Source organism: Alteromonas sp. AMM-1, assembly GCF_047290655.1.
Classification (GTDB): Bacteria; Pseudomonadota; Gammaproteobacteria; order Enterobacterales; family Alteromonadaceae; genus Alteromonas; species Alteromonas mangrovi.
On the sequence record NZ_JBLBUE010000026.1, the window covers coordinates 1 to 14,497 of the forward strand.

The 14,497-nt window shown below is 49.2% G+C and carries 14 protein-coding genes; 8 read left to right on the forward strand and 6 right to left on the reverse strand.

The window, feature by feature from the left end; translation table 11 throughout:
- On the reverse strand, positions 1-340 hold a 340-nt coding region (locus tag ACLR2L_RS07215), incomplete at its 3' end, for a CoA transferase (protein ID WP_413366920.1).
- A 155-nt stretch (positions 341-495) separates the two neighbouring features.
- Between ACLR2L_RS07215 and ACLR2L_RS07220 the strand changes: the two genes are divergently transcribed.
- On the forward strand, positions 496-1,389 hold the full coding sequence (locus ACLR2L_RS07220; protein WP_413366922.1) for a LysR family transcriptional regulator: 894 nt from the start codon (positions 496-498) through the stop codon (positions 1,387-1,389).
- A 53-nt stretch (positions 1,390-1,442) separates the two neighbouring features.
- Here the strand turns inward: ACLR2L_RS07220 and ACLR2L_RS07225 are convergent, their stop codons facing one another.
- The 5 genes from ACLR2L_RS07225 to ACLR2L_RS07245 all read right to left on the reverse strand — a co-directional run bounded on the left by ACLR2L_RS07225 (position 1,443) and on the right by ACLR2L_RS07245 (position 7,439).
- Positions 1,443-2,396 carry an alpha/beta hydrolase gene (locus ACLR2L_RS07225; RefSeq protein ID WP_413366924.1) on the reverse strand — a complete coding sequence of 318 codons (954 nt, stop codon included), beginning with the start codon at positions 2,394-2,396 and terminating at the stop codon, positions 1,443-1,445.
- A 117-nt stretch (positions 2,397-2,513) separates the two neighbouring features.
- A complete protein-coding gene (locus tag ACLR2L_RS07230; protein WP_073324205.1) occupies positions 2,514-2,729 on the reverse strand; it encodes a DUF2892 domain-containing protein in 216 nt (71 codons plus the stop codon).
- Between the two features lie 11 nt (positions 2,730-2,740).
- Complete coding sequence (locus ACLR2L_RS07235) at positions 2,741-4,078, reverse strand: hypothetical protein (RefSeq protein WP_413366926.1); 1,338 nt, start codon at positions 4,076-4,078, stop codon at positions 2,741-2,743.
- A gap of 4 nt (positions 4,079-4,082) precedes the next feature.
- Complete coding sequence (locus ACLR2L_RS07240) at positions 4,083-4,835, reverse strand: outer membrane lipoprotein-sorting protein (RefSeq protein WP_413366977.1); 753 nt, start codon at positions 4,833-4,835, stop codon at positions 4,083-4,085.
- A gap of 51 nt (positions 4,836-4,886) precedes the next feature.
- A complete protein-coding gene (locus ACLR2L_RS07245; RefSeq protein ID WP_413366928.1) occupies positions 4,887-7,439 on the reverse strand; it encodes an efflux RND transporter permease subunit in 2,553 nt (850 codons plus the stop codon).
- 173 nt (positions 7,440-7,612) lie between these two features.
- On the opposite strand from ACLR2L_RS07245, the gene ACLR2L_RS07250 reads away from it, so the two are divergent.
- The 7 genes from ACLR2L_RS07250 to pqqB all read left to right on the forward strand — a co-directional run bounded on the left by ACLR2L_RS07250 (position 7,613) and on the right by pqqB (position 14,489).
- Positions 7,613-8,818, forward strand: coding sequence for an MFS transporter (locus tag ACLR2L_RS07250; RefSeq protein ID WP_413366930.1), 1,206 nt, complete (start codon positions 7,613-7,615; stop codon positions 8,816-8,818).
- Between the two features lie 89 nt (positions 8,819-8,907).
- The gene (locus ACLR2L_RS07255) at positions 8,908-9,915 is read left to right on the forward strand and encodes a hypothetical protein (protein WP_413366932.1); all 1,008 of its coding nucleotides are present in this window, start codon (positions 8,908-8,910) and stop codon (positions 9,913-9,915) included.
- A gap of 99 nt (positions 9,916-10,014) precedes the next feature.
- Positions 10,015-10,590, forward strand: a complete 576-nt coding sequence (locus tag ACLR2L_RS07260; protein ID WP_413366934.1) for a TetR/AcrR family transcriptional regulator — start codon at positions 10,015-10,017, stop codon at positions 10,588-10,590.
- Positions 10,591-10,612: 22 nt separating this feature from the next.
- The gene (locus tag ACLR2L_RS07265) at positions 10,613-11,572 is read left to right on the forward strand and encodes a DMT family transporter (protein WP_413366936.1); all 960 of its coding nucleotides are present in this window, start codon (positions 10,613-10,615) and stop codon (positions 11,570-11,572) included.
- A gap of 68 nt (positions 11,573-11,640) precedes the next feature.
- Positions 11,641-13,203 carry a leucyl aminopeptidase gene (locus tag ACLR2L_RS07270; RefSeq protein WP_413366938.1) on the forward strand — a complete coding sequence of 521 codons (1,563 nt, stop codon included), beginning with the start codon at positions 11,641-11,643 and terminating at the stop codon, positions 13,201-13,203.
- Positions 13,204-13,370: 167 nt separating this feature from the next.
- Positions 13,371-13,442, forward strand: a complete 72-nt coding sequence (gene pqqA / locus ACLR2L_RS07275) for a pyrroloquinoline quinone precursor peptide PqqA (protein ID WP_073324441.1) — start codon at positions 13,371-13,373, stop codon at positions 13,440-13,442.
- Positions 13,443-13,565: 123 nt separating this feature from the next.
- The gene (gene pqqB, locus ACLR2L_RS07280; protein ID WP_413366940.1) at positions 13,566-14,489 is read left to right on the forward strand and encodes a pyrroloquinoline quinone biosynthesis protein PqqB; all 924 of its coding nucleotides are present in this window, start codon (positions 13,566-13,568) and stop codon (positions 14,487-14,489) included.
- Positions 14,490-14,497: the final 8 nt, after the last annotated feature.

The following is a 14,497-nucleotide window of genomic DNA, read 5'->3' on the forward strand; positions in this document are numbered from 1 at the left end:
GGACTTTGAGTTGTTCGTAGCTGACACCCAACCGCTCAGCCGTTGAGCTTCGCATGTTATGCACAACCACATCAGCTTTGCTCACCAGGCGTGCCAGTAAAGCTTTGCCAGCTTCTGATTTCAAATCTATCGCCAACGAGCGCTTATTGCGATTGCAGTTCATAAATCCGGCGCCCATTGACGCTGAGCGTCCGGGTCTGACAGAACGAAACAAGTCGCCCGACAAGTTTTCCACCTTAATCACGTCTGCGCCAAAGTCACCTAAGAATTGGGTCGCGTAAGGACCCAGCACAATGGTAGTCAGATCCAACACCGTTGTGCCCTTGAGCAATGAGTACATAGAAGCTCCGATCACTGTTCACTTTGGGTGCGCAAACCCGGCACCTCTTTTATGTTTACAATTTGTTAATACTATGGTCTGCTAGAATCTATTAGGCAAATCAATAAATAGTATAATTCAATACAAAAACATGATTAATTAAACAGGAGAGTAAGGTGGTTAATATCAAGCACATGAAGGCATTTATTGCTGTTGCTTCGGAGCTTCATTTTACCCGGGCAGCAGAGAAAGTATGCCTGACCCAACCTGCACTCAGTTCGCTTATTCAACAATTAGAACAAGACTTTGGCATTCAGCTCATACGCAGACATACCCGTCAGGTGGAGCTTACAGAAGCGGGCGAAAACTTCAGGGCAACGGCAGAAAAACTGGTTGCTGACTTCGAACAAGCTATCTACGACGTAAAAACCTACAAATCGATTCGCCGAGGCCGGGTGTCGATTGCAGCGGTACCTTCGGTGTGTCAGTACTTCTTACCCGATGTCCTCAAGCGATTTAACGACACCTATCCGGACATTCAGTTACAGGTAGTCGATAGTGCCGGCCAGGATATTCTGGATGCACTGCAAGACAAGCGTATTGATTTTGGTATCACCTACACACAAACCAATAAGGAATTAGAAGCCGCACCGCTGTTTCAGGACGCGCTGGTTGTGGTTTGTCAGCGGCAACATGCGTTCTCGCAGTGCAATAAGGTTAAATGGGAGGATTTGTGTGATGAGAAACTTATTGCAATGGACAAAGGCACCACCATCAGAACGCTTATCGACGGCATCGCGCTTACCAAAAACATGAAGCTGGACATAGTGCTGGAGCCACGCCTTATGCCCACGGCCATAGCTTATGCCGAGGCAGGTGTGGGGGTAACAATATTGCCCAGCCTGGGTATTGAAAAGAGTTTGCCAGAATCACTTGTTGCCATACCGCTTGGATCTCCGGAAATAAGCAGGGAAATTTCGGTGATCAGGCGGCGCAATTCAGCGTTATCACCTGCGGCCAAAACCTTGTATTCCTTTATTTTTGAAGCGAATAACCCGGCGCTTAAATAGCAATCAATGCAGCTTGCCTGTCAGCATTCAAGTCTTGCAGGAGAATCGCTTAGCTACAACATCCTGCGTAAAGCATCGATTAATTCACGATTAAATGCTTTTGCTAATTCGCTTTCCGGCGCAATAGATTCGAAGGCGTGAAACGCGCCGGGCACTTTATTCAGCGTAACAGCACCCCCCTGTGCTTGCAGTGCATGGGCATAGTGCAGGTTCTCGTCATAAAACAAATCCAAATCGCCTACAGCGATATATGTGGCGGGCAGATTGGCTGAGAGTGACTGTCTGGCGGGCACCGTAAAGGGCTTAATGCTGCTTTTGCCCGGCGTATGGCCAAGCGCGGCCTGCCAGCCGTACTGATTTTGTTCTGCTGTCCACAAGTACATGCCCTTTGGGGGGTCCGGCAATATAGTGGTGCCGGTTCTGTCATCCAGCATGGGATAAATTAACGCCTGGCATTTTACAGCGTATTCATTCCGATACGTGGCATACTGCGCCAGCAGTGCAGCGTGGCCACCACCCGCGCTAAAACCAAGCAGCCCGATACGCGCAGTATCAATACCCAGCGTTTCGCTATGCTGGTGAGCCCAGGCCAGCGCCGCATAGCTTTGCTTTACTACCTCACCAATACGCATTTCTGGTGCTAACCCGTAATCCACACTCAATACCACACAATCCAGGCTCAGCGCTACTTGCTGCATACGGGAAAAACCATTCTGGCAACTCCCCATCACAAACCCACCGCCGTGAAAGTGCAACAGTGCTGGCCTTGTCGACGCTGCAGATGCATTGATCACCCACACCCGAACACCCGGCGCATCCGCGCTTTGTTCAATGTCATAAGACTGAATAACGGGATAAGCATCCGCAGGCGCGACATTGAACTTGTTGCGTTTACGGTAGAACCCCAGTGTTTTACCACTCAACGGCGGATTGGACGCGGTGACGTCCAGCAGCGCTTTAAGTGGCTCAACCAATTCGGGCGCAACGGCGGGATGAATAAGCGTCATGAACTGTGTGAAAACCAAGTAATGAAAACGCGAGTATATCCACAATAAAAAAACCCCGCAAAGCGGGGTGAGAACAGGGTGGATTATCCCTGATGAGTGAAAGGGTACTGTGTTGATTTACTGGCCGGTCGCCAGCTCTTTTTCGGTTTTAAAGCCAAACACTTTGCGCAGCACAATCGTAGCCGGGCAAAAGCCGGTAAAACTCTGTTGAAACAAGTTTGCGCCAATGAACACGGTGAACCACAGAAAGTTCTCATGTACAAACCAGGTAAGTGCCACCGACAGTAACACCATAAATCCGGCAAACGCCGTTAACGCTCTTTCTGCAGACATCGCATTAGCTCCTAATAAAAGTATCTGAATGACGCATACACATTGCTGGCGTCTTCGAACTGTGAGTAAAAAGTGTGTGGCTCGTTGCCGTAGAACAAGTTAAAACCGCCGTTTACCTGCCAGTCGTCCACAGGCGAATAAGTTGCCCTGAACTTCATATAGCCGTCGCTATCAGTGGGCGAATAGAAGTTAAACCAGTTCAGAGTAAGGGTTTGGCGCAGTGCACGGTACATAAGCTGAGTAGTCACCACATGACGATTGGCTTCCTGCTCATACTGTGGCCAGTATGAATTGGCTAACAACGCATCGTGATCTACCGTCTTTTCCATATACCACTGCACGCTACCGGTGAGATTCGCCACCAGTTCCTGCTCGTAGCCCACCAAAAAGCGATGCTGGCTGTTAGGTACCAGTGGGTTATTGCCATCCGAATCCTCAATGGCATCATGATAGGCGTATTCTGCCTTCGCTAAACCCGGCCCCATCGGCTTCACGGCGCTGGCTCCCCATACATTTAAGCGGCTGTAGCGTGGCAAGCCTTGCTCGTCGGCGGCCATGGGTGTTTTGTTAAACCCGCGATAACCGTAAAACGCCAATTCGGTTTGGCCCAGGGTTTTGTAAATACGCACCGCCCACTCTGCGCTGTCCGGCTCGTTCTTATCCAGCACGCGAAATCCCGGTGCCACATTCATTTGTGCCTGTGGACTGAAAAACGAAAAATACTCGCCCGTTATACCGTTATCCGGTTCAAATTGAGGCGTTACCACCACATCAATATTTGCTACATCAAAGTAGCCCGACAACTTGGCAGACAAGCTTGGTGCTTTGAGATATTCATCGTCACGCCCCGCAAAAAACGACTGGTAGTCTTTGGGAAACATATCGTTCAAAAACACATAGTCACCGGTGCCCCAGGTAAGTACCTGCTGGCCCAGCTTTGCGTCGAATTTGCGCCCCCACTCACCTAAAACGCCCAGGTTGCCCTGCCACGCCAGTTCGCGGATCTGGGTTTCAACGCTGTTTACTACGCCGTCGTAATACAGATCGCCGCGAAAGGATAACGTTGATGCACTGAGCGCATAATCAGCCTGCAGTTGCACGCGCGCATCCTGCAAAGTAACGTTTTGACCTATGGCCGCATCGTTATGTAAACGCGCGCCAACAGCCAGCTCTGCAAAGCCAGCCAGCATTAATGGCGAGGCCTCGGCGGGCTCATCTAAGTCGCCCCAGTCAGCCCATTCATCCGCCGTCTGAGTGTCAGTGTTTTCCTGCGCCCACACTGCTGTTTGACAGGTGATCCCTGCCACCATCAGTGTGCTGGCTATCAGTGTTTTTAAAGGCTTAGGCATAGCGTTATTTCAACCACTGCATGGGTGGCGTGCGCAGGCTGCGCTCGCTGAACACATCTTCCGGTAAATCGATGTTGTACTCGGTACCCCGGAACTCCATTAACGTGTAGCCACCATTTGTCAAATCTGACACTTTTGAACGCAATACGGTGGGGAAACCTTGTACTGTCTCAATTTGCACAGATTCAACACGGCGATAGTTAGTCCCATCGCCCTTGAAGAAATTGATCACAACCGGCAGCGACGTGGCCTTATCTATTTCCACCACGTAGTGTGCAAACTCCACTGTGTCAGGCTGCTTAGGTACAGCTTTCAAAATGTAGCGTTCAGCGGTTTCTTCCTGCAACGTGAAGTTGTCCTGCGATACTGCGCGTCCGGACACGTCTTCGTAGAAGAAGTGTGAACCCACAAATGAAGTACGCTTGTCACCGGCGGAAATACGCTTTACCAAATCCAGTGCGGGCAGGTATAACCAGCGATCGTCATCCACATCGGTATCGGCGTGTTTTTCCACGCGAAATACCGTGTCTTTCACGTCTGTAGGACGCGAGAAAAACACCATCATTTTTTGGTCGCCATTGTCTTCCACGTCTTTGCGTAAAATGGTGAACTGGCGCATCTGTTTGCGATCCTGATTATCTACAATCATCATGCGGGCATCGGCACGACCGTCATTGCCCGCATAATACGCTGCGCGTTCTGCCTGTTTAATCAGCGCATCTACATCAACCTCTGCGTGTGCGTTTGGTAACAGCATTGCACCGGTAATTAATGCCAAAAAAAGTTTACTGTAATTCATACCGACTCCTTATTTCGCCGATTTAAAAACGATTTTGTGACCCAGGCTCATTACTGCCGGCAGCAACAACAGCGTTACCAGCGCAGATACCGCCATGATACTCGCAAGGAATACGCCAACTGTGATGTAAGGTACCAGCGGTGCGAACAATAAAGGGGTGAAACCCAGCGCGATCACCAGCGCATTGCGTGAGATAGCCGTGGCAGGTTCTTCAAACATCAGTGTCATTGTTTGCTTAACACTTTGAGTAGCAATAAAGGTGGCTTTGGCACGTTCCAAAAAGTGAATAGCAAAGTCTACCGACAGGCCAAGCGTCAGGGCAGACAACACGGCGATGGGCATATCGTAGTCTTTACCCACTATGCCAATTAACCCATAGATAAAGGTGATGGTAATGGTAAGTGGTAACATGGCCAAAATGCCGTACACAAATGACCGGAAAAGCACAATCATCATAATGAACACCATGATAAAAGCGCCCAGTAAGCTGTCGAGCATGCCTGCTACCATATTTTCCTGCCACACTACGTTCAGGTAGGCCTTACCCGCCCAATTGGCTTCAATACCCGCGGGCAATGGATGAGTTGCAATGTACTCATTAACGACGTTAATGACCGCGGTCATGTCCTGATTGTCGCCACTGGTTAACTGTAACCATACCAGCGCAGAGCGGTAGTCAGGCGTAACAAAGTGCCATAAATCATTTGGACGATGTGATGACTGGTACTGCAATAACGTTTGCGCTACGGCGTTGCCTGAATCAGGCAGCTGATAGTCTTGCGGCTCGCCAGAGCGCAGTTCCCGATTTACTACTTTTACCACATCGGGCAATGCATTTGATTTACCCACCAAACCTGATGACGCCAGTGCCTTTTGCAGCGATTCGATATACGTTAATACTTCAGGCTGCTGGAAGGTTTTGCTTTGGCTATTGGCCTTTTCAGCCGCCGCCATAACGTTGTTCAGATAGGCCATTTCGTCGTCAGTGAGATCACTGAATAATTTATCGTCGATAGCCACAATTAAGTTCTGTAACTGCTCCCCAGACGCGCCATTGTTTATGGCTGTCAGCGTATCGTTTTTCCATTCTGCTAACGACGCTGGCATATCGTCGCGCTCTAACATCGATGCTGCCGTTGCTTGTTCTGAGCGGTCAGTCAGCACCAGATAGGCATTGTAGGTGCCGGCAAAGTTTTCATTCAGCACCCGGTCTGCCACGCGGATTTCGTGATCAGATTTAAACCAGCGCACCGGGTTATCGTTAATTTGTATCTGGGTTACGCCCCAGGCTGATACCACAAAAACCACACCAAACGCGGCCAGCAATACGCCCTGACGCCCGGTTGCCAGCTTGCCTAATCCTCTTGCCATACGCGCAATCGCAGAACCCTGACCCGCGCCGTCTTCGTGCATGGCTGCCTGTAATTTTGCCAGCGAAGCCTCACTCATACGCGAAAGATAAGCAGGAATAAAGGTAATGGTGACCAGGAAGGCAAACAAAATCCCAAAACCAACAAATGCACCGAAGATTTGTACTGGTGGAATAGGCGTAAGCATTAGCGAGAAAAAGCCCACCGAAGACGTTACCGAGGTATACAGCATGGGGGTGAAAAGGTGCCCTACCACTTCTTCCACAACGGCTTTTAAATCTTCACCTGGCTTATAGCGATCGGAGAATTCAGACAAAATATGTACCGAATCTACCACTGCAATGGGCATCAGGAATATGGCAATCATCGACGACATAATGTGTACGGTGTAACCAAAACCTATCAACAGGCCCATGGTTACAATCACTGTTGCCATTGCCACAATCATTGGTGCAGAGATCAACGGAATATTGCGGAAGAAGATAAACAATAAGATAAAAATTGTCAGGCCAGCCAGTGGCGCTGAAATGCCCATTTGCACAAACATCTCAAAACCAAACTGGTCTTCGGCTACCGGCAACCCGGTAATGTACCACTGCGCTGTTCCATCGAAAGTGGCAATCGTTGCCCTTATTTCTTCGGCAATACGGTAGCTTTCGTTTTTATCGACAATGGGAACATAAATGGCTGCGGCCTTGCCATTTTGCGACACCAGTGTGTCGTATAACAGTGGCAGCCTTTCAATATTCGCTTGCACCTGTTGTGCTGCCGCATCTGAAACCGGCGCTTCTGGCATCATCCACTCAAAACGAATGGTGCCGGGGCCCGCCTGAGAAATATTGTCTACGGTAGAAATAGACATCAAATCTGCATCAACCACCCCGTCGATTGCCAAAATTGACTTAGTTAAGTCAAAAATGTCAGTCAAAGATGTCTGATTGTACACACCATTAGCATCGGTTTCGTTTACCACACCCACCACAATGGCATCATACATGGCAAAATTTGCCTTAGTTTCATTGTGAAATGCGCGTGCCGGATGATCGGCGGCCAGCATGTTCTCAGGGTCGGTATCTATGGTAATCCGTGGGATTTGGCTGCCTATCCCGAGTGTTAGCAACAATAAAATGGCATAAATCCACAGGGGTTTATGCGTACTGATTGCTACAAGTTTACCTGACAAGGTATTCATAAGGGTCTTCACTATTGCCACAAAGGATAATATTACACAGCAATATATGCGCCATTTCTAATATATCAAGTTTTACCTGTTCGCTTAGCTGTGCTTTTGTATCGGCAAAGCACCATGCGCAACCCAATTATCATGGTAGAATTGTCGCTTCTTATAATGATAGTTGTTTTTCCATGACCTTCCGCTTGTTGTTTTTTGCCTTGCTCGCTACCGCCATGGGTCAGTCTGTTGTAATGACGACACTGCCACCATTGGGTCGAGAAGTTGGCCTCACGGAATTCCAGGTTGCATTTTTAATGTCCAGTTCCGCGTTGATGTACGCGGCGGGCAATGCGCTGTGGTCTCGCGTGGGCAAACGCAAAGGGTACAGACGGGTACTGATCACCGGACTCACCGGCTACACCTTAGGCACATTGGTTTTTGCTACGGTATGGTTAAGCGGATTTCAGGGCTGGCTGGCAGGAACGGCGTTATTTCTGGCATTAATGGCAGCGCGTTCCGGACAGGCAACGATCATGTCTGCCACGCCGCCTTCGGTAGTGGGTTATGCCATATCAATTAGTGCCGAGCATGAACGGGTAAGAGCCATCAGCAAAGTATCTTCTGCCCACAGCTTGGGGCAAATACTGGGTCCAACGTTCGCCGGGTTATTGGTAGGGTTTCATTTGTTAACCCCACTTTATGCAATCACGTTAATGACCTTTACTGCGCTCATTCTGGTGTGGCGATATCTGCCCAACAACCAGACGTCACCAGTGTCTTCCGTGCCTAAAGTGGCTGGAGTAGTTACCACACACAGTATTCAGCCTTATGTGCCCTTGGTTATCGCTATGAATGCGTGTGTGTTTTTGGCCGTTGCCATGATGCAACAATCGTTGGCCTTTTTCCTGATCGATCATCACGGTGCCTCTACTACCGAAGCAGCTCAGGGTGTAGGCCTTGCTATGATGATAAGTGCCGTTTGTGCACTGGCGGTACAGTTTACTCTGGTACAGCGCACCAGCATGCACCCTGCTAATCTGATGAAACTGGCATTCCCGCTACTGTCATTTGGCTATTTGATTTTGTATTTGCATCAGGAACAAAGTCAGCTGTATTTTGCCATGGTGTTTTTAGGCTCCGGGATGGGGATCAGTTATCCGGCGATTGCTGCGCTTGCAACCTCAAGCTGTAAGCCTGAGAATCAGGCTACCGTCACCGGCTTTATTACCGCTTCGCCTGCTATGGGCTACATTATTGGCCCACCAATCGCCGCCTCGCTATACCATCTTAGCCACCGCGCGCCCTTTATTGCTTCTTCGGTAATGCTGGCAGTCGTTACACTTATTGCCCTTGGTCACTTGCGACCAAAGCCCAATCGGGTAACCGAAGAATTGTAACAAGGCACGAATTCGGGCCATTTACACTTGCAGTGCGTACGCTGCCGTGATGAACTTTCGATGTCTCGCGGTTTAAACAAGGAGTGTTAATGAGAAAGGTCACCCGCTATCGTCTGGTTTTTGTTGTTCTGGCGATTTGCCTGTACACCATTGGGGTTAAACTTACCCCTGCGCAATTTTTACCGGAACACAACTGGCCAGTATTTGCGGGTTTGTTTGCACTGTATTTTGCTGTGATCCCCGCTTTGCACCTGTTGCTTGTGATATTGGCTACTCAACAAAAATGGTGGAAGCTCCTTATTCCATTTTCCACTTCCTCGTTGGTTTGCCGCTACTCGATGCCAACTGAACTGGCGGGTTATTTCGAATTCATCTCGTATCTTCGTTATCCCTTGGTTGCCATTTTACTGGTAATTGAATTGGCGATTGTTTACCACGTTGTTCGCATGCTTTGGAAATGCCGCACAATGCAAGGCGATCCGCGTGCCTCTGCAATAAGAGCAATGAACAACGAAGACGAAAAGAAGCGGACAACCGCCATTCTGTTTGCTTATGAACCGGCGACCTGGTATTACCTGCTGCCTTTTCTGAGTCGCAACCATGTTCCTACACTGGCGCACCTGAGACTTTCCTCTTCGTCACTGTTAATGCTATTTGTGTTAATAGTGGGCTTAATTCTGATGACATCTGGCTTGTATTATTTCCTTGCGATGTGGTCGGAACTGGTGGCTATTATTGTGTCGTCTTTAGTGGGTTATTCACTCATTTATCTCATCGCAAATTACCGGATCAGCAAGCATCATTCTGTGTATGTATTGGATGGTCATTTGGTTATTAATAACAACTTTTTGAACCTGATGGTTATCCCTATTAAGCAGATTTCTCATGTTGAAGTTAACACGTTTGAGCAGCCTTCATCTGAAGCACTTTGTCTTGGTAAAGGTACGCCAAATATCAAACTTATACTCAGTTCACCAAGCTGCTATTACGGCATGATGGCAACGCTTACCGACTCTGTTTCTGAGGTATATTTGTCGGTTGATAACCCTGAATCAATCTCAGCATTGAACAAAAACCAAATAGACCATTCTGTATAGAGCGGCTATTTTAAAAGGCCTGGAAAGGAAAGATTAAATAATTGCCAGAACCACAATAACTATATAGACTGGTCTGTATAATTATTGTGAGTTCAAATTATGGCACGACTGTCTGCAAGAGAAAAACTGCTAAAAGCGGCGGGTGAATTATTCTATGATCAAGGTATCATTGCCACCGGCATCGATGCCGTTATCACCCGTGCAGGTGTGGCGAAAATGTCGCTGTACAACAACTTCAAATCGAAGTCGGAACTGGTGGCAGCGTACATCGATACCCGCCATCAGGAATGGTTGGCTCTTTATGCTAAACGGTCTGCTGAATTACCTAATGGCTGGGAACGCGTACTGGCCATATTCGATGCCTATAAAGATCACGCAGAGTTTGACTACGAAAACGGCTTTCGGGGTTGCGGTCTTCTCAATGCCGCTGCAGAAATGCCAGCCAACAGCCCGGAAAGAGCTGCTGTGCATCGGCACAAACAGGAAGTAAAAAGTATTGTTAAGCGTGAGTTGTCAGAATTGCCCCTCACCCACCCCAATAACATTGAGCAACTTACCGAGCACCTGTGTTTCCTGCTGGAAGGATCCATTTCCTTAGCAGGCTTATCATCAGACACCCTGGCAATTGATCGCGCACGCACCATGGCAGACCAACTGATAGAGCAATCGCTCTGAGAGATAATGTATGACCCAATCTATGACACACACTTCTTCGAATTATCTCATGGGCGTTATTGCGGTTGTCGTCGCTTCATTTTTATGGGGCACTACAGGTACGGCAGCAACCTTTGCACCGGATGTTAGTTCATTGGGCATCGCCGCCGTTTCCATGGGCTGTGGCGGCTTACTACAGGCCGTGATCGCCTGGCGCTACATCGTCAGACAGTGGCAGGCATTAAAGCAGCACCGCGCGCTGGTATTATGGGGTGCAGTGAACGTAGCCATTTACCCACTGGCGTTTTACAGTTCCATGCGCCTATCCGGAGTAACCATTGGCACCGTAGTCTCGATTGGGATGGCACCGGTGGCGGCAGCGATAATTGAACGGCTGTTTGATCAACAGAAACTCAATACTCGCTGGATCATGAGTATTATTCTTGGTGTTTTTGGCGTATTACTGCTGGCTAGCGCAAAACCCCAACACAGCGGCTCTGCCGAAATGGGTAGTATGTCGCAGTGGTACAACTTTTTTGGCATCTTGCTTGGGTTGATTGCCGCATTCACCTACGCCATGTATTCCTGGCTGGCACATCGATTAATTCAACGCAATGTGCACTCACGCGCAGCGATGGGCAGTATGTTCGGTGTGGGCGGACTCCTGTTGTTTCCCGTACTGTTACTCACCGGGGCCGAACTGCTCGACAGTACAACTAACCTGCTGGTAGGGGTGTATATGGCCGCCGTGCCTATGTTTATGGGTTACCTGTTATTTGGCTACGGGTTGCGCTCTATTCGCGCCAGTCTGGCCACAATTATTACCCTGCTGGAACCTGTTGTTGCAGCCATCCTGGCCATGTGGATTGTAGGTGAGACCTTATCCTGGATTGGCTGGGCAGGCATAGGGCTTATCAGTTCATGTTTGTTAATTGCCACCCTAAAACGAAAACCGGCACCAACACCGCTACCCGCGGCAGTTGACGCACCAGCAAGCGTATAGGTGGTATTCTCACACTGTAATTTAAACCGGAACAGGGTACACTGCCCGCTCACACAGGAGCAGTCGTTGTGAAAATTGACGTACGTAACATCCCTTTTTCAGAGGCCCATTTATGCAAAGCGGATTGTTTGGTAGCGCTTGTCGACTTTGATTGGTTATATACTGCACCTGCCAGCACTGAGCAACCCGCCATACATAAACCAGACTGGCTGATTGAGCAGATCAAAGCCCTGCCTTTTAATGGGCAAGAAATCATAAAAAGTAAACACTTACTTATTTCAGAAGCCTTTACAATAAAAGCAAAGAGACTTTTGTTAGCAAACACTAACAGGAACAACAATCTGGCTAATTGCCCTCCCGAAACGGCGAGCAATATACGCCAGTCGCTGGCTCACATTGCCGATACAATTTGTACGCAGCTAAGTAATGTTAATGCAAAACATATCTGTGTTGTGGCCCCGTTTGCCACAGACAGCGCTTATACACAAGCACTCATCGATGCGCTGTTATTTGCCAGTTACCGCTTCAACGATTTCAAAACTACCGCCCAAAACGCTAACCCGGTAAGTATTAAAGCCATAACGCTGGGCGTTGAATACAACGAACTGGCGCCCAATACTGAACTGGCTTTGGCCATCCACCGGGGCAAAAGTATGACGCGCGACTTAGCCAATTTACCCGGGAATATCTGCACGCCGTCGTATTTTGCTCAATGTGCCGAAGCACTGGCAGCCACATCTCCACTGCTAACCACTGAAGTATTCGATGAAGCAACACTTACCGACATGGGCATGGGTGCCTATGTTGCCGTAGGACAGGGCTCGGCGCAGCCTACCTGTATGCCGGTTATGCATTACAGAGGCGCACTTGACCCCATCAAGCCTGGCATTGTCCTGATAGGCAAAGGCATTACGTTTGATACCGGCGGCATTACCCTTAAACAGCCCCCCGGTATGCAAAACATGATTTACGACATGTGCGGCGGGGCCACTGTTATGGGCATCATGACGGCGCTAACTGAACTGCGATTACCCATCAATGTTATTGGCATTATTGCTACCGCTGAAAACATGCCCGATGGCAACGCCTTCCGGCCAGGCGACATTTTAACCACCCTGTCAGGGCAAACCGTTGAAGTGATCAGCACCGACGCAGAAGGGCGACTAGTGCTTTGCGATGCCATCACTTACGCGCAACAGTTCAACCCGGCTGCCATCATCGACATTGCCACCTTAACCGGAGCGCACATAGTGAGTTTAGGTAGTCACGCCAGTGGGCTAATGAGTAACAGCCAACTGCTGTCTGATGCATTAATTGCGGCAGGCGAGCAAAGCAGTGACCGCGCTTGGGCGATGCCCATTTGGGACGAGTACCAGGAACCACTCGATTCGTTTGCGGCAGACATGCGTAACAGCGGCAGCAATTCACCCGGCATGATCACCGCAGGCTGCTTTTTATCGCGCTTTGCAGGCAATACGCCGTGGGCCCATCTTGACATCGCCGGGACCAGCTTCCAGTATGGCAAGGGTAATTCAGCCACCAGCCGTCCGTTTTCATTGCTCCTGGCGTTTTTAACTCAATGCAGTGAAACGCGTGAGTACCGCTGGCCGGTGTCACCTGTGTTATACTAAGTGCACTTGTGAAAAGAGCAGCCTAACCTTTGTTTCAGGCTGGTATCAACGCCAGATGATCTGCACCAAAGGTTAACCCGTTCTAGTTCCAAAGTAGGATTTTTTTTTACCAGGTCGGGTCCTACAATCAACAAAGTGTTAAAACAAAGTTAATAAGGAGTGCCATTATGTGGACAAAACCTCAGTACACTGAAATGCGTTTAGGTTTCGAAGTAACGCTGTATATCAGCAACCGTTAATTGCACTCCTCGCAGAGGCGTGTTTTCAACAAGTGTTTAAAGGGCTGCACTATGCGCAGCCTTTTTTATTCCCGCCTGTGAATAAAACGGGCAACGCTTTTAAAACAAACAGGATTCCTGAGCATGAAAGTACTGATCCTGGGCGCAGGTGCCGGCGGCGGATTCCCACAATGGAACTGCCATTGCGACAACTGTCGCGGCGTAAGAGATGGCTCAATTAAAGCCAGTCCGCGCACCCAATCCAGTATTGCTGTGAGCGCAAATGGTACCGACTGGGTGTTAATTAATGCCTCCCCGGATTTGCGTCATCAAATCAATCATACGCATGAGCTATGGCCTGCCGACAAATCCCAACAACGCGGTACCAGCATACGTTCGATTATTCTTACCGACAGTCAAATCGATCATACCACCGGCTTGCTCACTCTGCGCGAAGGCTTGCCGCTGCCGGTATATTGCACCGATGTAGTCTATGAAGATCTCACCACGGCGTTTCCGCTGTTTCCGATGCTGAAGCACTGGCACGGCGGTCTGCAGCGCCATGCCATTGACACGGATTACAACCAGTCCTTTACGCCAGAAGGTATAGAAGGGTTATCGTTTAATCCCGTTGTACTGGAATCCAATGCGCCGCCCTATTCAAGCTATCGTGACAAAGTGGTACCCGGCAACAATATCGGCCTGCAAATTACCGATACGGCGTCAGGCAAATCGCTGTTCTATGCTCCTGGATGCGTGCAGGCCAGCCCCTTGGTGGAATCCATGCTGGAACAAGCCAGTTGTGTACTGTTCGACGGCACCTTGTGGCTGGACGATGAAATGATCCAAAAAGGCTTTAGCAATCGCCTGGGTACACAAATGGGCCACATGCCGGTAAACGGGCCGGACGGCACGGTAGCGCTGTTAAACCGCTACCCGATTGATCGCAAAATCCTGATCCATATTAATAATACCAACCCGGTGCTGAACGAAGACTCGTCAGCCCACCAGTACCTGCTCGACAACAACATCGAGCTGGCGTACGACGGTATGAAGATTTCCTTATAGAGAGGTGT